The sequence below is a fragment of the Metabacillus halosaccharovorans genome (genome assembly GCF_002019635.1).
GTDB lineage: Bacteria > Bacillota > Bacilli > Bacillales > Bacillaceae > Metabacillus > Metabacillus halosaccharovorans.
In genome coordinates this window covers 445,584-465,528 of sequence record NZ_KV917371.1, presented here as the reverse complement: position 1 = coordinate 465,528, position 19,945 = coordinate 445,584, and the positions used below count along the sequence as shown (strand labels likewise).

Below are 19,945 nucleotides of genomic sequence, written 5' to 3'. Positions count from 1 at the left end.
GACTTTTAGGTCACTCCTTTTTTTGCTAAGAAATTAAGGACCTCCTCCAAAAACCTCTATTCACCTCGGAAGATCCTCCTTGTATAGTTTTCGCATCTTATCTAGTAACTCCATATGAATCATGGAGTCTTCTATTTTACCTATTTCCACTATTAAGTTTTCTATTAAAAAAAGCGGTGCAATCATAGAGTGGAATTCATCTTTTTCTCCACGGTCTGCATACAAAAACACATCAACAGGATAGGGAGCATCGAGCATGAATTCATCACTTATTACGATCGTGCTACACCTTGTATCTTTTGTATGTTTTAAAAGAACCTCGGCTTCTTTTAATAATCGGCTAAAGCTGAATAGTAATACTGCACTTTGATTATTAATGTGAATGAGTTCCTCCAATATCTCGCTTCCCATCCATTTGATCAATTTTACATCTATTCCGTAGCGTCTAAGCCGATAGGTTAAAAGCTCTCCAAGACTAAGAGAAGGACCGGGAGCATAGATAAACAGGCATTTTGCTTTACGAATGATGTTGATTGCTTCCTCAAACTGCTCTCTCTGAAAATGGTTCAATGTTGATTGAAGATGATGGATACTGCGATTTAAATGATGACTTTGAACGTCTGTGTACTCCAAGTCAATCACGGTTTTTAATATCTTTTTTGCAGGAGTTATGTCGCGCTTTTCCTTTAATTTTTGTTTGTAATCTTTTAAATTCTCATATCCAATGGTTTTCCAAAAACGTGATACGGATGCAACAGATACTCCCACTGCTTGTGCAATATCTTTTTCAGTTGCGATCATCACAGTTGATTCATTATGGAGAATCCAACGGCCAATTTTTAGTTGACTTTGTGAAAGTGCATGTAACTCAAACATTAGCATCCTCCTTTTTCTATTATGCTAGCATCTTTTGATAAAAAAATATCAAAATGAAAGAAAATGATAATAATTTTACACAAGCTTTACATGAACACCATCACAGGTTTAAATTCCCTTCTTAAAATAAAGAGGAAATAACTAAAGGAGGGAATACCATGAAAAAACAGTACACATTAACACAGTCTCAAAAAATGATGGTTTTTATCTTATCCATGTCTCTTTACGGCTTATCAAACATGATTACAGAACTAGTCCCATCCGTTTATTTAGGTCCTGTTGAATTCTCTATTGAGTATTTTGCTTTTATTCCTCTAACTCTTTGTATCTTGTTCCATCCATTGTACGCAGCTGTAGGTGCAGCATTAGGTGAAGTGATTTTTGGTGAATTAATGCTCGGTCAATTTGGTGGTTTTGGAGAGCTTGAAAAATTCATTGCCTTTTCTTTGGCAATGTATATTGCGGGGATTATGGTAAGTGATCCGACAAGCAAGCGCCAAGTAGGTATTGCGGCGATTTCGGGAGTCATAATTCATCAGTTAATTAGCATGATGGTTGATATAGGGAAGGTTTGGATAGGTGTTGATGACTTTGAAGTACTTCCGGGACTTGCAGAAAGTGTTGTTATTGTTGAAGGTTTTGCCTTTTTAAATGATATCTTATTTTCCGGGATTTTATTTGCTTTATTACCTACTTTGTATCTTGTTCCACGTTTATACGGGAAAATTGAACCACTGCTCGGGATGAAGCCGAGGACTCGTGAAAATGCACACTCCAATCGTGGAATTCTGCATCCAAAACTTGTTATTTTATCGGTCATTCTTGCATTTTCTGCATTTGGGTTTGAATTTTTATCTGAAACAGACTTAAATGTGTTTGAATGGGAAGCTTCGTTTGCTGAAGACTCTGAAGCAACATTAACATGGATAAGTATTGGAGTAGCAGGGGTTGTTGCATCACTAATATTGTATATGACTATTTCCCGTTCCAAAAAAGAAAGGAAAAATGCAGCATGAAACCTGTCATTAGCATTGAAAATGTCACCTTTACATATCCAAGTGAAGAAGAAGCAATATTACGGAATATGAATGTGACGGTAGAACAAGGAGAGTTTTTAGCCATTATCGGAGGAAATGGGAGTGGAAAATCCACATTATGCAAGTTGTTGAACGGCTTAATTCCTCATTATTACACAGGGGATTTTGAAGGTAAGGCGATGATCAATGGGTTGGATGTAGCAACAAGTACTGTTGCCGACCTTTCAGCACATGTTGGCTATGTGTATCAGGATTTCGAAAACCAGCTAGTTCAGGCGAGAGTGCTTGAAGATGCGGCGTTTGCTCCACTTAATTTCGGATATGCAGACTATAAGGAACGTGCTCGGGAAGCTCTCCGGTTAGTAGAACTTGAGGATTGTGAACAGGAATTTGTGTGGCAACTCAGCGGTGGTCAAAAGCATTTACTTGCACTTGCCGGCTGTCTAGCTCTTAGTCCCGATATTCTAGTACTTGATGAACCAATTGCACAATTAGATCCGCATCATGCAAAAAAAATGTACGAGATTCTAAAAAAGCTTCATGAAGAACATGGAAAAACGATTATTGTTATCGAACATCATACAGAGTTTATTGCTGACTATTGTTCAACTGTTTTGTTGGTAGACAAAGGGCAAGCTATATGGAAGAGGTCAGTCAAAAAGGCACTTACAGCTGTGGAAGATTTAATGGAGCGAAATATTTATCCTCCTCAGGTGACACAAGCAGCAATTGAACTTAGTGGCTCTTCTGCTCTTCCAATTACATTGGCAGAAGCTGAAAATTATTTTACTGATAAATTTTTTTCTAATGATACTTTATGTTATCCATCTGCCCCTTTAGGAAAAAGGGAAGAAGCAGTATCATTTCATGATGTTGAATTCTCTTATAAGACGGTTGACCGATCATTTCATCATATTTTAAAAAATATTAATGTCACTTTCTATAAGGGAGATAAAGTAGCTCTTGTTGGAAATAATGGAGCTGGAAAGTCAACATTAATGCGGCTTTTAACGGGTTTTCGCAAGCCTGCTTCAGGAACCGTAAATGTGATGGGGCATTTGACGTCAAAACATTCACCTGAGCAGTTAGCGGATATCGTGACATATATTTACCAAAATCCTGAGCAAATGTTTATTGAGGATTCTGTTCGTAAGGATGTTGATTTTTTCTTAAAAGCCCGCAATCGAAAAGGGTATAAAGAAAGAGTTGATCATATTCTCGAGCTGTTTAACTTGTCGGACTTGCAGAATAAAGACAGCCGTCTCATGAGCGGAGGGCAACAACGGCGTGCTTCGCTTGCAATCGGAGCGGCGATGGATCCGGCTATTATTCTACTAGATGAACCAACGGCAAACCTTGATATTGCTACACGGAAACAGCTTGTCCAATTTATTCATATGTTGGACCACCACACGGAATTGGTCATGATCGCCACACATGATATGCAATTAGTTAGCGAGTGGGCGACACGTGTTGTTGTCATGCATGATGGACAAGTGATCTATGATGGTGACAAGGAAGGATTGTTTTCCGATCTGTTTTTAATGAGAAAAGCAGGCATTGTACCCCCGCAAATTGTTGAACTTAGCCACAGGCTGCAGCTTTCACCTGCTGCTTATTCTATTGGTTCATTTGTGGAACGATATCAGGAGGAAACAAGATGGAATATGCAAAAAGCATGATTGATAAGTTAAGTGTTGAACAAGTGAAAATCGAATTGATGAATACAGCGTATGCAAACGATCAGACATTTATTGCGAAACTGGATCCGCGAATATTATTTATGTGGTACGGATTTTTTGGGATCGCCCCTTGGTTTATTCATAATGAAATTGTTTTATTCGGTTTGTTAACTGTCACGATAATAACAACGATTTTGACAAAAGTAAGCAGGTTAATCCTCTTTATTTTAATTCTGGGTTTACTCGGGCAAGGCGGTTATTTACTCATTGCATCTCTTTTCTTTGGAGGAGATACGGCTGTCCTATTGCCATTATTAATGTTAACAGTAAAGCTGGCTGTCATTTCGCTTGCCAGCATAACGGTATTTTGCTCTATGAGTCCTGAAAAATTAAGTGTGGGCCTGTTAAGTATTGGCGTACCAGGTCAAGTTTCCTTTTCAATTTCATATGGTTATCGAATGCTTCCTTTGTTATTAGAAGAATACAACCATGTGTTTATGTCATACAGATTAAGGGGAAGAGCACCTGAGAAAAAAGGAGTATTCTATTGGAGGACAGCAAGTTATTTCATCAAATTGGCGGTGATGTCCTTCTACCCGTTGCTTTTAAGCACGGCTAAACGAGCAAGGACAACTGTTGAAGCGCTTGAAACAAAAGGCAGTAAAAATGCTTTTACTAATCCTGCAGTGAAAAAACTAAAGCTTCAATCCCTAAGCATTGGACGGAATGATGTTCTATTTCTCACCACAAGTATTTTTTATATCATCGTTCTCATGGTAGCAGGTAATCTTTATAAATAAAAATGGAGGGGTTTATTAATGAAAATGGACTTTCATACTCATATCAAAATATCAAAAAAATCAAACTTTGATCCGGGATACTTTCGGGAAATGACAAGGGAGGCTAAAGAAGCCGGTCTTGATGCAATTGCCTTAACAGAGCATTTTAATACGTTGAATTTCCTTGAGGTATATGACTTTTTAGACGCTCACTATCCCTATATAAATGATTACTATGATGTAAATGGATTGAAGATTTTCCCTGGAATTGAAGTCGATGTAAAGGAAGTTGGCCACATTTTGCTAATCAGTCGCCGTGAATCCATTTTAGCCATCTATCATAAACTGAAATACCATCTGGACGAAGAGAATTTTATCCCTTTTTCAGATCTAATGGACCTTGCAGAATCCTTTGAAACAATTAAAATAGGAGGACATCCATTCCGACCAAGTACACCGCTTACCCAGCACAAGCCATTTCAGCTGAAACGATTGGATGCCCTTGATTTAAACGGTAAAGATCTTCATTCAATCGGAATTGAAGAAAATCAAAAATATGTTTATGGATTCGCTGAAGAACTGGAATTGCCGATAGTAGGAGGAAGTGATACTCACCAATTCCTTCAATACGGCTCAATAGTAAATGAATTCTATGGTCACTACAATACAATAAATGAAGTGAAAAGGGCAATTAAAGACAATGTTTTCACTATTCATATCTCACCGGATCTACACCTACGTGTACGATCTGCCTCACTAACAAAAAAGTTAATAAAGCAGCTTATGGCGGTTTAACAGGACAGTAATTTGTCCTGTTTTTTATTGGGTCAAGGTACCTGTCCCCCTGTACCACGAAAATGTCTGATAAAATTTTAGATATCTATTTAAGTGCTTACAATTTAGCCGATAGTAATATAGTAGGATTATTTATATGTATGGAGGCAGTTTTATGAAACTTTTTAGGAATTTAAAGCTAGGTTGGAAGTATAGTCTAGCACTTATTTTTTCTTTTATTCTCTTTATTGTATCTTCGTTTATTATTTTTTACGAAATGCAAAATGTTCAAGACCAATTGTCAGCGCTTGAGATAAGAGGAGATCGGGCGATTAAGACAACAGAAATGATGGCTATATTTAGAGAGAAAAACATTTTGATAGCGGATTATATTAATTCACCGGAAGAAAAGTTTGCAACTGCTTTTGAAGAAAAGCGTAAAGAGTTCAATGCTCTTCAAGAAGAACTCATTTCTTCTATTGATACAAAGGATGAGGAAAAACTATTTACTTATATCCAAAATACTGATAGTAAAATGAATGACGTATTTTTAGAGGAAATCGTGAAAGATGTGGCTGCTGGAAATACCGAGAATATTAATACGAATCGAGTTTTTACTCAGTCATTAAGTAATGAAGCTGTAAGGTACTTAGGGGAATTGCGAGAGTTGATTAATAATTCTCATCAAGATGCACTTAAGGAAACAAAGGATAGTATCAGCAGATCTATACTTGTTTTATTTATTTCTATCGGTATTGCAATAATCTTGGGAGTTACCATTGCAATTGTGATCAATCGCATGATTCAAAAATCATTAAACAATGTCATTCATATGGCAAATGAAATATCCATTGGTAATTTATCTGTTGAAGCTAGTACTTATACTAGTAAAGATGAGCTTGGCCAGCTAAGTACAGTAATGAATACGATGCTTTTGAATTTACGTGACATGATGAAACGAATTACGAACGTTTCTGAAACAGTTTCCATGCAAAGTGAAGAATTGATGCAGTCATCTCATGAAGTAAAGGAAAGCGGTATCCAGGTTGCAGCTACTATGCAGGAACTATCACTTGGGTCTGAGTCACAAGCAAATGCCTCTTCTGAGCTTGCTGAAACAATGAGTACATTTGGTGAAAAAATAAAAGAGTCCAACTCATTTGGTGAAACGATTGTGTTTTCAGCAGTGTCTGTTCAATCCTTAACAGAAGAAGGGCAACAGTTAATGAATTCGTCAATTGAACAGATGAAGAAAATCAACAATATTGTAAAAGGTTCTGTTGAAAAAGTGAAAAACTTAGATCAGCAATCAAAGGAAATTTCAAAGCTTGTCGGGGTTATTCAATCAATAGCTGAGCAAACGAACCTCCTTGCATTAAACGCAGCAATCGAAGCGGCAAGAGCTGGTGAGCATGGAAAGGGTTTTGCTGTTGTAGCAAGTGAAGTACGTAAGTTAGCGGAACAAGTATCTCTTTCCATCACAGATATTACCGGAATTGTTCACAACATTCAATTGGAATCAGATAATGTTGTGACATCACTTGAAGAGGGATATAGTGAAGTGGAAAAAGGGACTGAGGATATCCAAACAACAGGAAAAACGTTTGATGAAATGCACCACGCGATTTCAGAGGTTGTTGATAAAATTCAAGGAGTAGCGATAAGATTAGTTGAAATCGACCAGGACTGTGGAAAAATGAGTAATTCAATCGAAGACATTGCGTCAATTTCTGAAGAATCAGCTGCAGGAATTGAACAAACAGCAGCATCCATACAGCAGACAAGCACTTCAATGGAAGAAATCGCTGGAAGCGCAAACCAACTAGCAACACTATCCGAAGAACTAAACGCATTATTAAAAACATTTTCATCTTAATGTACGAGGGGACAGGTCCCTTGTCCCGTTTACGGGACAAGAGACCTACATCCCACCTCTATATTCCTTAGGTGTACACCCCTTCTGTCTTTTAAACAATCGAATAAAGTAACTTTGGTTCTGAAACCCCACGTCCATTGCAATATCCAGCATTTTTCGTTCCGATTTTAGTAGTAGTATACATGCTTTATTAATTCGTATGGTGTTAATGTACTCCATCGGTGTCATTCGGACAAGTGATCTGAAAAATCGGCTGAAATGACCTTCACTCATTTGAACCTGTGAAGCAAGATCCAGCACGGATAGTTTTTCCTTGTAATGTTCATCAATATATTGAAGAACCTTTTTTAATAGCTCTGTTTTTGTTAAGTCCTTTTGTGTTACTTCCTCATTATGAACCCAAGATTGTTTCTTGAAAATGTCTGCAAATAAAAGAAAAAGATATCCCTTTACCTTAAGTTCATAGCTTGTTTCCTTTGTAGAATAAGCCTCAATCATGCAGGCAATGGTCTTTAACATCATTTGTTCTTCTGGTGTTTGTGGTGTAAGTTTCATAGAGTGAATAAAAGAAAATTTCTTAATAGCCTCTAAATAATGACTTTCAATTAAATCATAGCCAAAGCTTCGTAACAAATCGATCGAAAAAACGACAGCATGGAGCTTAAAAGGCTTGTCACCACAAGGATAGGCACCATGTAATTGTTCGCTTGGTATAAAGCAACCGGTTCCTTCTTCTAATCGATATTGTTTTGTCCCCACTTGTACATTGATCGGTCCTTTTTCCACATATATAAACTCCAGCTCAGGGTGCCAATGCATGTTAAAGATCACTTGTCCATCGAGATAATCCACCATGTAAATACGAAAAGGAAACATAGAATCGCCATGTACACGATCCTCAAGCAGATTATGTTTGTTCACACTACCATCTCCTCTATATATCAGAATTGTACAATTAATTGTTGAAATTGTGCAAGAATTGCTGGATTTTTATCACTATAATTTTAATTGTAAGATGACAAATAAATATAACAGCAACTGAATGTATAGATAAGGAGTGTTTTTATGAAATTTACTGATGGCTTTTGGCTGACAAAAGAAGGTTTTGATATTCAGCATCCAAGAAATGTTCGTGATGTTGTGATAAATGAAAATACAGTGACACTTTACGCACCATGTAAAGATATTCAACATAGAGGAGACACATTAAATCTACCATCTTTAACGATCCAGCTGTCATCTCCAATGAAAAATGTCATTAAAGTCAAGGCTTGGCATCATAAAGGTACAACAACGAAAAAACCGGAATTTGAAAGTAAGAATGAGCTTCTTCCGTTAAATTGTGAGCAAAAAGAAGAACAAACAATTTTAAATAGTGGAAATGTAAGCGTGAACATACAGCATAAGCCTTTTAAAGTTACTTTTACTCAAGGGAATCAAGTACTAACCTCAATTGATTCAAAAGGAGTTGCATGGATTAAAGGGCCTGAGAAGGAAAGTTATATGCGAGGGCAGTTAAACATCGGTGTTGGTGAATACCTTTACGGTCTTGGTGAGCGTTTCACTCCATTTGTGAGAAATGGACAAATTGTTGATACTTGGAATGAAGATGGTGGAACAAGTTCGGAGCAATCTTATAAAAACATTCCCTTTTTCTTAAGTAACAAGGGCTATGGTGTATTAGTAAACCATCCGGAAAACGTAAGCTTCGAAATAGCTTCTGAAGCTGTTTCAAAAACACAGTTCAGTGTTGAAGGTGAATGTATTGAGTATTTCCTAATTGGTGGAGAAACACCTAAAGAAGTATTAACGAACTATACGGAGTTAACGGGTAAACCGGCACTTCCGCCAGCATGGTCCTACGGGTTATGGCTGACAACCTCTTTTACGACTGACTATAACGAGGAAACAGTTACTCATTTTGTCGATGGAATGGCAGAGCGTGACATCCCATTAAGTGTGTTCCACTTTGATTGCTTTTGGATGAAAGAATTTGAATGGTGTAATTTCGAATGGGATAAAGATGCATTCCCTGAGCCAGAGGCGATGTTAAAAAGACTAAAAGATAAGGGTTTAAAAATTTGTGTGTGGATTAATCCTTATATTGCTGAAAAGTCTAAGCTTTTTGATGAAGCAGCCGAAAACGGATACCTGTTGAAAAAAGCGAACGGTGATGTATGGCAATGGGATTTATGGCAGGCTGGAATGGGAGTTGTTGACTTTACAAACCCGGCAGCATGTGAATGGTATTGCGGGAAATTAAAAGGATTGCTTGATATGGGTGTGGATAGCTTTAAGACTGATTTTGGTGAAAGAATTCCAACAGATGTTGTATATTATGATGGTTCTGATCCACAGCGTATGCATAACTATTACGCTTATCTCTATAACAAAGTTGTTTTTGACTTACTTGAAGAAGAAAAAGGAAAACAAGAAGCTGTTGTTTTCGCTAGATCAGCAGCTGTGGGTAGTCAGCAATTTCCAGTCCATTGGGGCGGGGATTGTAATGCTACTTATGAGTCAATGGCAGAAAGCTTACGCGGAGGCCTTTCATTATCATTATCCGGCTTTGGTTATTGGAGTCATGATATCGGTGGATTTGAAAATACAGCAAGTCCTGATCTCTTCAAACGTTGGCTTGCTTTTGGTCTATTATCCAGCCACAGTCGTCTTCACGGTAGTTCATCATACCGTGTTCCATGGTTGTTTGACGAAGAAGCGGTAGATGTAACAAAGCATTTCTCTAAATTAAAAAACCGTTTAATGCCGTATTTGTATAGTGCATCTGTTGAAAACCATAACACAGGTGTCCCGGTTATGAGACCGATGCTGCTGGAATTTGCTGAAGATCCAAATACACATGTGCTTGATCGTCAATATATGCTCGGAAGCAGCCTATTGGTTGCACCTATTATGAACGAAGAAGGAGTAGGCTCTTACTACCTTCCACAAGGTAAATGGACTCACTATTTAACAAAAGAAGTTGTTGAAGGGGGAACTTGGAGAACAGAAAACTTTGATTATCTAAGTCTTCCATTATTTATAAAAGAAAATAGCATTTTAGCGATCGGTCATGATGACGACCGGCCGGATTATGAGTTTGCTAATAATGTGACATTTGAACTTTATCAGTTACAGGATAACCAACAAGCTACAGCTTTTGTAACAGATATAAATGGAAACATCAAAGGAGAAATAAAAGCGGTTAAACAAAATAACAGCATTCATATTGAAACATCAATGGAAGGTTTAACGTATTCTATTCTTCTTGCAGGATATGAAAGCATTGCATCTGCCTCAGCTGGTGAAGTTGATTCAAGCAGAGATGGAGTTAGGGTAAATCTTAATGGATCACAGAAGTTAGATATTACTTTGTAAGTTGTCAAAGAGTGTGACTATCACACTCTTCCATATCATAAGAGGGGGTATTACGCTATGAAAAAGAACATGATCAAAGGTTTAGGTACAGCTCTTTTAGTAGGTGGATTGTTGGCAGGGTGTTCTTCAGGAGGCAGTGGTGGTGATGCCGGTACTGTTGTTGACGTTTTTAATATAAAAGTAGAAACAAAAGATCAGTTGGAAGCGATGATTGAGAAATATGAAAGTGAACATGAAGATGTGGATATTCGCTTAACAACTGTTGGCGGCGGACAAGACGCTGCTTCAGCTTTACAAGCGAAGTTTTCATCAAATGAAGATCCGGCCATCTTTTTATTAGGCGGTTTATCTGATGTTGAAAAATATCAAAACTATTTATTAGATGTTTCTGAAATGGAATCAGCAAAAACAGCTATTGAGGGAACATTACAAGGCTCGACTGTTGACGGGACACCTTATGGAATTCCATTAAATATTGAAGGCTTCGGCTGGATGATCAATAAAGAAATTTTTGAATCTGCCGGTGTAGATCCTGCCTCGATTGCAAGCTATGGTGATTTTGCAAAGGCAGTTGAAACAATCGATAGTAAAAAAGAAGAGCTTGGTCTAGAAGCTGTGTTTGGATACAGTGGGAAAGAAGATTGGGTAACAAGTCAATTTTCTAATCACTTTACAGCTCCTGAATTTGATAATGATCTACAAGTTGCATATAAAGCTACTGAGCTTACATTTAAATATGGAGATCGAATGAAAGAGTACACAGATTTACTAAACAAATATAATGTACAACCAATTTTGTCATTAGATTATAGTACATCTGTTGAAGAACTTTTTACAAACAATAAAGTAGCGATTATCCACCAAGGAAACTGGATTGTACCATCACTTGACGGCATTGATCCTGAATTTTCTAAAGAGAAATTAGGTATTTTACCACTATTTGTAGATAGCGATACTGACGGTTACATCAGTGCGGGTCCATCATGGTTCTGGGGAATAAATAAAGAGCATGATGAGAAAGTTGTTGAGGCATCTAAGGACTTTATTGATTGGATGTATACATCTGATTATGGAAAACAACAAATTGTTGAAGAATTTAAATATATTCCTGCTCATGAAGGATATGAGATTGACAGTATAACAGATCCTGTCTCAAAAGAAGTCTATCAAATGCTGTTAGATGGAAAATCAAGAGTATGGGCTCATAATCAATATCCAAGTGGATTCTCTCAGACATCATTCTTTCCGGAGTATCAAAAATATTTAAATGGGGATATTTCATGGGAAGATCTTGAAAAAACAGCTAGTGAGAAATTTACGGAAATGCGTTAATTTTTGGATCTGAATGGAATAAGAGAATGATGATTCCTTATTCCATTCGCTATTTTATATAAAGGGTGTGAGCATAATGAAAATGAAAAACCTCACCTACTGGCTATTTCTGGCTCCATGTATAGCTGCTTTAGCTATTGTTTTAATAATTCCCTTTTTCCAAGGTGTCTACTATTCCTTTACAGAATACAACGGGTTTCAAGTGAAAGAATTCGTAGGTTTTGAGAATTACATCAATCTCTTTAAAGATGATCAATTTTTATATAGTCTTCTCTTTACAGGAGGATTTTCGATTGCCTCTGTTATTGGAATCAATGTTATTGGCTTGCTTTTAGCCTTGTTTGTTACACAAAAAATGGGGAAATTTAATACAGTTTTCCGAACAGTTTTTTTTATGCCGAACTTAATTGGCGGGATTATTTTAGGGTTTATTTGGCAGTTTATTTTCCTAAAAGCTTTTGAAGGAGTAGCAGAGCTTACAGGCTTAGAATTTTTTAAAGGCTGGTTATCAGATACAGAAACAGGATTTTGGGGATTGGTGATTCTATTTATCTGGCAAATGAGCGGTTATATTATGATTATCTATATTTCGTTTTTGAATAATATCCCGGATGAATTAATTGAAGCGTCTACAATTGATGGTGCTAATGTATGGCAGCGTTTTTGGAGAATTAAATTCCCATTACTTGCACCGGCGTTTACGGTTAGTTTATTTCTATCATTATCCAACGCATTTAAAGTGTATGATCAAAATATGGCGTTAACAGCCGGAGGACCATTCAGCTCCACTCAGATGGCCACGATGAATATATATGATACAGCATTTAAGGTTCAAGAAATGGGTTATGCACAAGCAAAAGCGATTATTTTCCTGCTTATTATTACGGCAATTTCAGTGATCCAACTATATATGACTAGAAAGAGGGAGACTGACTTATGATTGCACAAAATAAAGCAAAAACGTACGGATTTATTTTGCTTGGACTATTACTTTCAATCATTTGGTTTTATCCGTTCTATCTAGTGATAGTCAATTCGTTTAAGACAAAAGCTGAGATTTTTGTTAATACCCTTTCTTTTCCGTCAGAGGGGACATTGGCCAACTACCCTGAAGCCTTTACTGCTTTAGATTTTATTCAAAGCTTTATAAATTCAGTCATCATTACAGTGGTGAGTATTTTTCTTATCTGTATATGTACCTCAATGGCTGCTTATGCATTATCGCGCAGACAGGGAAAAACAAGCTCGATCATTTATTTTATCTTTGCAATATGCATGCTGATTCCATTCCAATCGATCATGATTCCGTTAGTTTCGATTTTTGGCTCATTCGATATGTTAAATCGAGCCGGATTGATGATCATGTATTTAGGGTTAGGGTCAAGCTTAGCTGTTTTCTTATATTTTGGTGCTTTAAGGGGTATACCGAAGGCATTGGATGAAGCAGCTATTATTGATGGGTGTAATCGATTCCAGGTTTACAGGTATATTATTCTGCCAATGTTAAAACCAACGACTGTCACAGTTATTGTGTTAAATGCAATTTGGTTCTGGAATGATTATTTACTTCCATCACTAGTAATAAATAAGGAAGGGTTATATACAATTCCTTTAAAAATGTTCTATTTCTTTGGAGAATATTCGAAACAATGGCATTTGGCTTTAGCTGCATTAGTTATCGGTATTATTCCAATAATAGTTGTATATATGTTTCTGCAGAAATATATCATTAAAGGTATTTCTGATGGAGCAGTTAAGTAGGGACGAGGGTGAACCTTGTCCTTTTTCATATTTTGGGACAAGGAACCTGTCCCTTTGGACCAGCTACGGATCAAAAAAAATATCTTTTTTATAGGAAAACACTTGAGTTGTTAGACATCATACCTTTATAATGTGTATGTGGGACTTTATGAAAGGGCTTTCATTTATAATTAGTTGTTCGACGTCCAACAAGTCTGTGATGATAAGAAAAATTTTTTTATTATTTCATATGTTTCTGCAAACAATATAAAAAGTTACAAATTTTTGAGGTGATAAACATGAATTTATTATGGGGAATTTTTGGGATCGTTGTCGTTTTAGGAATTGCATTTCTACTATCAAGCCAAAGGAAGGCAATTAATTATCGTACGATTTTTGGAGGTTTAGCGATACAGATTTTATTCGCATTTATTGTTTTAAAATGGGAAGCTGGGAGAACGGCTTTAGAATGGTTAACGATGGGGGTTCAAAATATTATCAATTATGCAAGTGAAGGGCTAACATTTGTATTTGGCCCCTTAGCTAATGCGGAATCTCCATTAGGATTTATCTTTGCGTTTCAAGTTCTGAGTATTATTATCTTCTTTTCTTCTTTAATCTCAGTTCTATATTATTTAGGAATCATGCAGTGGTTTATTAAAATTATTGGTGGAGGATTATCAAAGCTGTTAGGAACGAGTAAAGCTGAGTCTATGTCCGCTGCTGCAAATATTTTTGTAGGACAAACAGAGGCACCTCTTGTGATTCGTCCATTCTTAGAAAAAATGACAAAATCAGAGCTATTCGCTGTCATGACCGGCGGGTTGGCTTCAGTCGCTGGTTCTGTCCTTGTAGGGTACTCTTTACTAGGAGTTCCACTGGAATATTTATTAGCAGCTAGTTTTATGGCAGCTCCTGCAGGATTGGTACTGGCTAAACTAATGATGCCTGAAACAGAACAATCGGAAACCGCAAAATCATTAGAAATGGAAAAAGATAAAGAAGCTGTAAATGTTATAGACGCAGCTGCACGTGGTGCTGGAGATGGATTAACACTTGCATTAAATGTAGGTGCAATGTTAATTGCATTTATTGCGTTAATTGCGTTAATCAACGGAATATTAGGTGGAATCGGGGGTATTTTTGGTTATGATGCTCTATCACTTGAATCAATTTTAGGGTTTGTATTCTCACCTATAGCATTTGCGATCGGTGTTCCATGGTCTGAAGCTGTGACGGCAGGAAGCTTTATCGGCCAAAAATTAGTGTTAAATGAATTTGTTGCCTACTCTTCTTTTGCACCACAAATCGAACAACTAACACCTAAAACAGTTATGGTTGTCAGCTTTGCACTTTGTGGTTTTGCCAATTTAAGTTCAATGGCCATTCTTTTAGGCGGGTTAGGCGGACTTGCTCCAAGTCGTCGTCCTGATATTGCAAAACTCGGTCTTCGCGCAGTTGCTGCAGGGATGTTAGCTTCCTTATTAAGTGCAGCAATTGCTGGAATCTTTATTTAAGTATTTTCTATATAAAGTGAAGTGGAGAACAAATGAAAACAATTTTAATTACAGGTGCTGGAACTGGACTGGGAAAAGAACTCGCACTTGCATATGCAAAAAGAGGAGACCGAATCATATTAGTTGGAAGAACAAAGGAATCTTTAAATGATGTAAAAGATTTGATTAAAATGACGAAAGGTTCTTCTCTCGTCGCTTCGTGTGATATTAGCGATGGACAAGCAGTTAAAAAGTTGATAGAGCGCCTTGTAAGAATAGAGAAGATAGATATGCTTATTAATAATGCAGGAATCGGTTATTTTGGAAACCTGCAGGATCTTTCTATAGAAGAAATAAGTCAGATGATTGATACAAATATAAAAGGAACGATTTTCATGACAAAAGAAGTTCTACCTATATTTTTGGAACATCAATCAGGAAAAATTATGAACATCATCTCTACCGCAGGTTTGCGCGGGAAAGTTAGAGAAACTGCTTATGTAGCAAGCAAATTTGCCGTGAGGGGTTTTACTGAAAGTCTTATAAAAGAACTTGAACATACCTCCATAAAGGTATCTGCTGTATACATGGGTGGAATGAATACACCTTTCTGGGAAGGCAGTGACTTTATAAAAGATCCTTCCAGATTAAAGTCAGCAAAACAAGTTGCGAAAGAAATAGTTGAACGGGAAGATGAAGAACAAATGATAATAAGTTAATATGGATAAATATAGATGAAGTCACCTTAAAAAGGTGGCTTTTTGTATCTGAAAAAATATTGACCCTGTCGTGCACCACACAGTTTATGATCGTTTTGGGAGAACAAGATGTATAAAATAAGTGAATTTGCTAAGCTCACTGGTTTAAGCAAAGAAACACTAAGGTATTATGCAGAAGTAAAATTGCTTGAACCAGCTTACATAGATCCGAAAAATAACTATCGATACTATGATGACGGCAGTTATTTCCTGGCTATACTATTAGTGAAATTACGAAGCTTAGGCTTTACGATTCAAGAAATGATCTCAGTCATGGAAGATGAATCGTTTGAAAATCTGGATTCATTGCTACGTCAAAAACGAAATAAAATCATGCTTGAAATTGAAGAGCGGCAACTCCAAATGAAAGCAATCGATGAATTTTTGTTATCGGGTGAGGAGGAAAGTAAATGATTCAATGGAAAGAAGAAATTGTTATCAATAAAAATATAGAACATGTGTGGAGTTTGTTTTTAGATAAAAATATTAAAAAAATCATGCCCAAAGTAGAAGAGCATACATTAATTGAAAAAAAGGAACATGAAGTAGGCGCAAAGCATCAACAAAAATACCGTGAAGGAAAAAGAGTTGAAACGTATATTGTAGAAACATTAGCTTATGAAGATACAGAAGACAAGAAGAAGAAACAAATACGATTTGTGCTAGGCAGAGCATTCGAAATATCTTTAACTTTTACACTTTTGAAAAATGAACAAGATACAACAACATTTATTTATGAAGGATCTAACAAAGGAGTAAATTTTATCGGGAGAGCCATGATGAAATTAAGCAGTCAAAAAGGTAATGATGATGTAGTGAAGGAATTTTTACAAAGAGTTCAAACAGAGGTGATGAAAGAGTCGAAATAAAGAGTGATTTTTGTTAAATTCTAGTTGACAGGTAGGAATTGTAGGGATTATAATCAGATTAATTCAAAAATAAAATAAAAAGCCGATCGGACGACCGAAGGCATAACCCAATTTCTTTCAGAGGGTTATGCCTTTTTTATTTTTACAAAGAAAGGAAGATTTTAATGAAAAAGTTACTTATTTTTGCTTTTATCGGTTTACTTGCGCAATTAATAGATGGTGCATTAGGAATGGCATATGGTGTGACATCCACTACACTTTTACTAACGTTTGGAATAGCACCTGCAGTTGCCTCTGCATCTGTTCACTTGGCAGAGGTAGTCACAACTGCTGCATCTGGAGCATCACATATAAAGTTTGGGAATGTGGATAAACAAGCGGTTTTTCGTTTAATTATTCCAGGATCAATAGGTGCCTTTTTGGGTGCAACATTCCTCAGTAATCTACCTGGAGATTTAGTCAGACCCTATATATCTCTCTTTCTATTACTTTTAGGTATCTATGTTCTTACAAGATTTTTATTTAAATTTCGTACATCCGAGGAGAAGAAAGGCATTGAATTGACTCGTAAGCAATCAATTCCTTTAGGTTTAATTGCCGGCTTTGCTGATGCAACAGGAGGAGGTGGCTGGGGACCTATCGCTACGCCAGTGTTATTATCTCGAAAAGGAATGAGTGCGCGAAAAGTAGTAGGTACGGTTGATACAAGTGAGTTTGCTATTGCTGTTTCTGCTACTTTAGGGTTTCTCATTTCATTAGGGTGGGAAGAGGTCAACTGGTTGTGGGTTGGAGCCTTAATGATAGGCGGAATTATTGCAGCTCCAATAGCAGCATGGTTAGTTCAAAAAGTTCCTGCACAGTTGATGGGAGTGCTTGTTGGTGGATTCATTATCTTAGTGAATGCCAGAACAATTGTACACATGTGGATAGAGAATGATGCTATCTATCCATATATTTATATTGGAATTGCCCTAATTTGGATTGTCGCTATTTCCTATACGATCTTTAAACTAGGAGCATACAAAAATTTGAATAAAGCAGAAGAAAAATCATTAGCTGACTAGAAAACTAGAGGCTCTCGAAACTAAGTAATATTTAACTTAGACGGGGGCCTTTTTGCTGATCGGAAACCCGAAGGCAAATTCGTCAATATCATTAAAACAGGTAAGGAGAAATTGACATGAAAAACGTTTCTATAATTGTTGGGGCACCAAATGAATATTCGCGTTTAAACGGTATTTTAGATTTTGTAACAAATGTGTTAAAGGAAAAAGGAATATATTATGAAACGATTAATGTGCATAATCTACCAGCAGAAGATTTAATTAAAGCTAATTTTGATAGTGGAGCCATTATCAAAGCAAATGAGGTGATAAAAAAATCTACAGGTGTAATTATATTAAGCCCGGTATACAAAGCATCTTATTCAGGGATATTGAAAACATATCTTGACCTTTTACCACAAAAAGGTTTGAAAGATAAGGTGATTCTGCCACTAATTTTGGGTGGGTCATTTGGACATTTGCTAACTATACAATATGCATTAAATCCAGTACTTTCAGTCTTGGGGGCAACTACTATATCGAATGGTGTATATACTATCGATCAGCACATAGAACGAACTGGGGAGAATAAATTTATTATCAATGAAGACGCTCAGCAAAGATTAAATCAAGGTATTGAAGCGTTTCTTAGGCTTATCTAAATTTACGTCTTTATATAAAATTAAGGAGGTTTAGATGAATGACAAAGCTTCGAGAGGCAGTAGATATGAGAAAAGAGAAACTAATAATACAGTTAATAGCGTTAGGAATATATAAGAAGGAAGAACATCATCTCTATGAATTGACACTATCAGAAATCGAAAATGAATATATGAAGGAAACAAAATAGGGTAGTTTGGATAACCAAAATAAAAATCAACAATATGTGACCAGATAACTGGAGCAGTCTTTCAATATTTAAGAAGACTGCTCTTTCTATAAAAAGGAGATGATTGAATTGGAAAAACAAAAGCGTCAAATGAATTTAGGAGCATTTTTTATGATTCCAGGTCATCATGTTGCAGCTTGGAGACATCCTGAGAGTCAAACAGATGACATCTTATCTTTTGAATTGTACCGGCAGCTTGCCCAAACAGCAGAACGTGGAAAATTTGATATGCTCTTTTTTGCTGATGGTTATGCTGTTCATGATCGAGATGGAGTTGGCATTGAGCAAACGGTAAATGTTCGACCTGATCCTCTAACCCTGTTGTCAGCACTATCGGTGGTAACAAAACATATAGGACTAACTGCGACAGCTTCCACAACCTATAATGAACCGTTTCATTTAGCAAGAAAATTTGCAACGATAGATCATCTAAGTCGCGGTCGAGCAGCTTGGAATGTTGTGACATCCTCAAGTGAAGCAGAAGCTTTAAATTTTAGTAAAGATCACCATCTAGAACATAGTAAAAGATATGAACGTGCAGAAGAGTTTGTAGAGGTTGTGAAGAAGCTGTGGGATAGCTGGGAAGATCATGCGTTGTTAATAGACAGAGAGTCTGCAAGATTTGCTGATCCAGCTCTAGTACATCAGTTGAACCATAAGGGGAAATGGTTTTCAGTTAAGGGACCATTGAACATTTCAAGACCCGTGCAAGGTCATCCTGTTATTATCCAAGCGGGATCATCGGAATCAGGAAAGGAACTGGCTGCGAAGACAGCGGAGGTCATTTTTACTGCCTGGCAAACGGTAGGAGAGGCTCAGAATTTTTATCGGGATGTAAAGGGACGACTCAAGAAGTATGGGAGGTCAGCAGAATCATTAAAAATCATGCCAGGTGTTTTTCCGGTCATTGGGAGGACAGAGAAGGAAGCAAATGAAAAGAAACAGCATCTGGTTGAATTAATCCCTGAAAAAGTGGGCGTAGGATTACTGTCAGCACTGATAAGCTATGATTTATCAAATTTCCCGGTAGATGAGCCACTTCCAAACTTACCGGATATTAAGGATATCAATGGAGCAAAAACAAGATTTCAGCTTGTTAAAGATTTGGGTGACAGAGAAAACCTGACAATACGGCAGCTTTACCAGCGAGTGGCAGGAGCAAGAGGACATAGAGAAATAAAAGGTACACCGATTCAAATTGCTGATCAGTTGCAGGAGTGGTTTGAACATGGTGCTGCAGATGGATTTAACATTATGCCACCATATTTACCTGGAGGCTTAGATGATTTTGTTGATTTAGTGATTCCGGAATTACAGAACCGCGGGCTTTTTAGAGAAGAGTATACGGGTCAAACTTTACGAGATCATCTTGGGTTACAAAGACCTTCAAATCATTTTAATCAAATAAATGTATAA

19 protein-coding genes are annotated in these 19,945 nt (G+C 36.9%); 17 read left to right on the top strand and 2 right to left on the bottom strand.

The window, feature by feature from the left end; genetic code table 11:
* Nucleotides 1-60: 60 nt before the first annotated feature.
* The gene (locus tag BK577_RS02275; RefSeq protein ID WP_169908065.1) at nucleotides 61-876 is read right to left on the bottom strand and encodes a MurR/RpiR family transcriptional regulator; all 816 of its coding nucleotides are present in this window, start codon (nucleotides 874-876) and stop codon (nucleotides 61-63) included.
* Between the two features lie 158 nt (nucleotides 877-1,034).
* Here BK577_RS02275 and BK577_RS02270 point away from each other — a divergent pair, with 158 nt between their 5' ends.
* From BK577_RS02270 to BK577_RS02250, 5 genes are all read left to right on the top strand, one after another.
* Complete coding sequence (locus BK577_RS02270) at nucleotides 1,035-1,892, top strand: DUF8171 family membrane protein (protein ID WP_078431425.1); 858 nt, start codon at nucleotides 1,035-1,037, stop codon at nucleotides 1,890-1,892.
* Nucleotides 1,889-3,595 (top strand): ABC transporter ATP-binding protein, encoded by a 1,707-nt coding sequence (locus tag BK577_RS02265; protein WP_078431424.1) that lies wholly within the window; start codon nucleotides 1,889-1,891, stop codon nucleotides 3,593-3,595. Before BK577_RS02270 ends, BK577_RS02265 begins: the two co-directional genes overlap by 4 nt.
* Complete coding sequence (locus BK577_RS02260) at nucleotides 3,574-4,395, top strand: energy-coupling factor transporter transmembrane component T family protein (protein WP_078431423.1); 822 nt, start codon at nucleotides 3,574-3,576, stop codon at nucleotides 4,393-4,395. Before BK577_RS02265 ends, BK577_RS02260 begins: the two co-directional genes overlap by 22 nt.
* Nucleotides 4,396-4,413: 18 nt before the next feature.
* Complete coding sequence (locus tag BK577_RS02255; protein ID WP_078431422.1) at nucleotides 4,414-5,169, top strand: PHP domain-containing protein; 756 nt, start codon at nucleotides 4,414-4,416, stop codon at nucleotides 5,167-5,169.
* Nucleotides 5,170-5,323: 154 nt separating this feature from the next.
* A complete protein-coding gene (locus tag BK577_RS02250; protein ID WP_169908064.1) occupies nucleotides 5,324-7,024 on the top strand; it encodes a methyl-accepting chemotaxis protein in 1,701 nt (566 codons plus the stop codon).
* Nucleotides 7,025-7,069: 45 nt separating this feature from the next.
* On the opposite strand, the gene BK577_RS02245 is transcribed toward BK577_RS02250, so the two are convergent.
* Nucleotides 7,070-7,945 (bottom strand): AraC family transcriptional regulator, encoded by an 876-nt coding sequence (locus BK577_RS02245; RefSeq protein WP_245823414.1) that lies wholly within the window; start codon nucleotides 7,943-7,945, stop codon nucleotides 7,070-7,072.
* A gap of 144 nt (nucleotides 7,946-8,089) precedes the next feature.
* Here BK577_RS02245 and yicI point away from each other — a divergent pair, with 144 nt between their 5' ends.
* The 12 genes from yicI (at nucleotide 8,090) to BK577_RS02185 (ending at nucleotide 19,945) form a co-directional block, all read left to right on the top strand.
* Nucleotides 8,090-10,402 (top strand): alpha-xylosidase, encoded by a 2,313-nt coding sequence (yicI, locus tag BK577_RS02240; protein WP_078431420.1) that lies wholly within the window; start codon nucleotides 8,090-8,092, stop codon nucleotides 10,400-10,402.
* Nucleotides 10,403-10,459: 57 nt separating this feature from the next.
* On the top strand, nucleotides 10,460-11,734 hold the full coding sequence (locus BK577_RS02235) for an ABC transporter substrate-binding protein (RefSeq protein ID WP_078431419.1): 1,275 nt from the start codon (nucleotides 10,460-10,462) through the stop codon (nucleotides 11,732-11,734).
* Nucleotides 11,735-11,810: 76 nt separating this feature from the next.
* Nucleotides 11,811-12,674 (top strand): carbohydrate ABC transporter permease, encoded by an 864-nt coding sequence (locus BK577_RS02230; protein WP_078431418.1) that lies wholly within the window; start codon nucleotides 11,811-11,813, stop codon nucleotides 12,672-12,674.
* Nucleotides 12,671-13,495, top strand: a complete 825-nt coding sequence (locus BK577_RS02225; RefSeq protein WP_078431417.1) for a carbohydrate ABC transporter permease — start codon at nucleotides 12,671-12,673, stop codon at nucleotides 13,493-13,495. The genes BK577_RS02230 and BK577_RS02225 overlap by 4 nt, the downstream gene beginning before the upstream one ends.
* A 278-nt stretch (nucleotides 13,496-13,773) precedes the next feature.
* The gene (locus BK577_RS02220; RefSeq protein ID WP_078431416.1) at nucleotides 13,774-14,991 is read left to right on the top strand and encodes a NupC/NupG family nucleoside CNT transporter; all 1,218 of its coding nucleotides are present in this window, start codon (nucleotides 13,774-13,776) and stop codon (nucleotides 14,989-14,991) included.
* A 32-nt stretch (nucleotides 14,992-15,023) separates the two neighbouring features.
* Complete coding sequence (locus BK577_RS02215) at nucleotides 15,024-15,689, top strand: SDR family NAD(P)-dependent oxidoreductase (RefSeq protein ID WP_078431415.1); 666 nt, start codon at nucleotides 15,024-15,026, stop codon at nucleotides 15,687-15,689.
* Nucleotides 15,690-15,797: 108 nt separating this feature from the next.
* Nucleotides 15,798-16,142, top strand: a complete 345-nt coding sequence (locus BK577_RS02210) for a MerR family transcriptional regulator (RefSeq protein WP_078431414.1) — start codon at nucleotides 15,798-15,800, stop codon at nucleotides 16,140-16,142.
* The gene (locus BK577_RS02205) at nucleotides 16,139-16,597 is read left to right on the top strand and encodes an SRPBCC family protein (protein WP_078431413.1); all 459 of its coding nucleotides are present in this window, start codon (nucleotides 16,139-16,141) and stop codon (nucleotides 16,595-16,597) included. The genes BK577_RS02210 and BK577_RS02205 overlap by 4 nt, the downstream gene beginning before the upstream one ends.
* A 164-nt stretch (nucleotides 16,598-16,761) precedes the next feature.
* A complete protein-coding gene (locus tag BK577_RS02200) occupies nucleotides 16,762-17,661 on the top strand; it encodes a sulfite exporter TauE/SafE family protein (RefSeq protein ID WP_078431412.1) in 900 nt (299 codons plus the stop codon).
* Nucleotides 17,662-17,777: 116 nt separating this feature from the next.
* Complete coding sequence (gene ssuE, locus BK577_RS02195) at nucleotides 17,778-18,302, top strand: NADPH-dependent FMN reductase (protein ID WP_078431411.1); 525 nt, start codon at nucleotides 17,778-17,780, stop codon at nucleotides 18,300-18,302.
* 38 nt (nucleotides 18,303-18,340) lie between these two features.
* Nucleotides 18,341-18,490, top strand: coding sequence for a Fur-regulated basic protein FbpA (locus BK577_RS02190; RefSeq protein WP_078431410.1), 150 nt, complete (start codon nucleotides 18,341-18,343; stop codon nucleotides 18,488-18,490).
* Between the two features lie 129 nt (nucleotides 18,491-18,619).
* The gene (locus tag BK577_RS02185; RefSeq protein WP_078433433.1) at nucleotides 18,620-19,945 is read left to right on the top strand and encodes an LLM class flavin-dependent oxidoreductase; all 1,326 of its coding nucleotides are present in this window, start codon (nucleotides 18,620-18,622) and stop codon (nucleotides 19,943-19,945) included.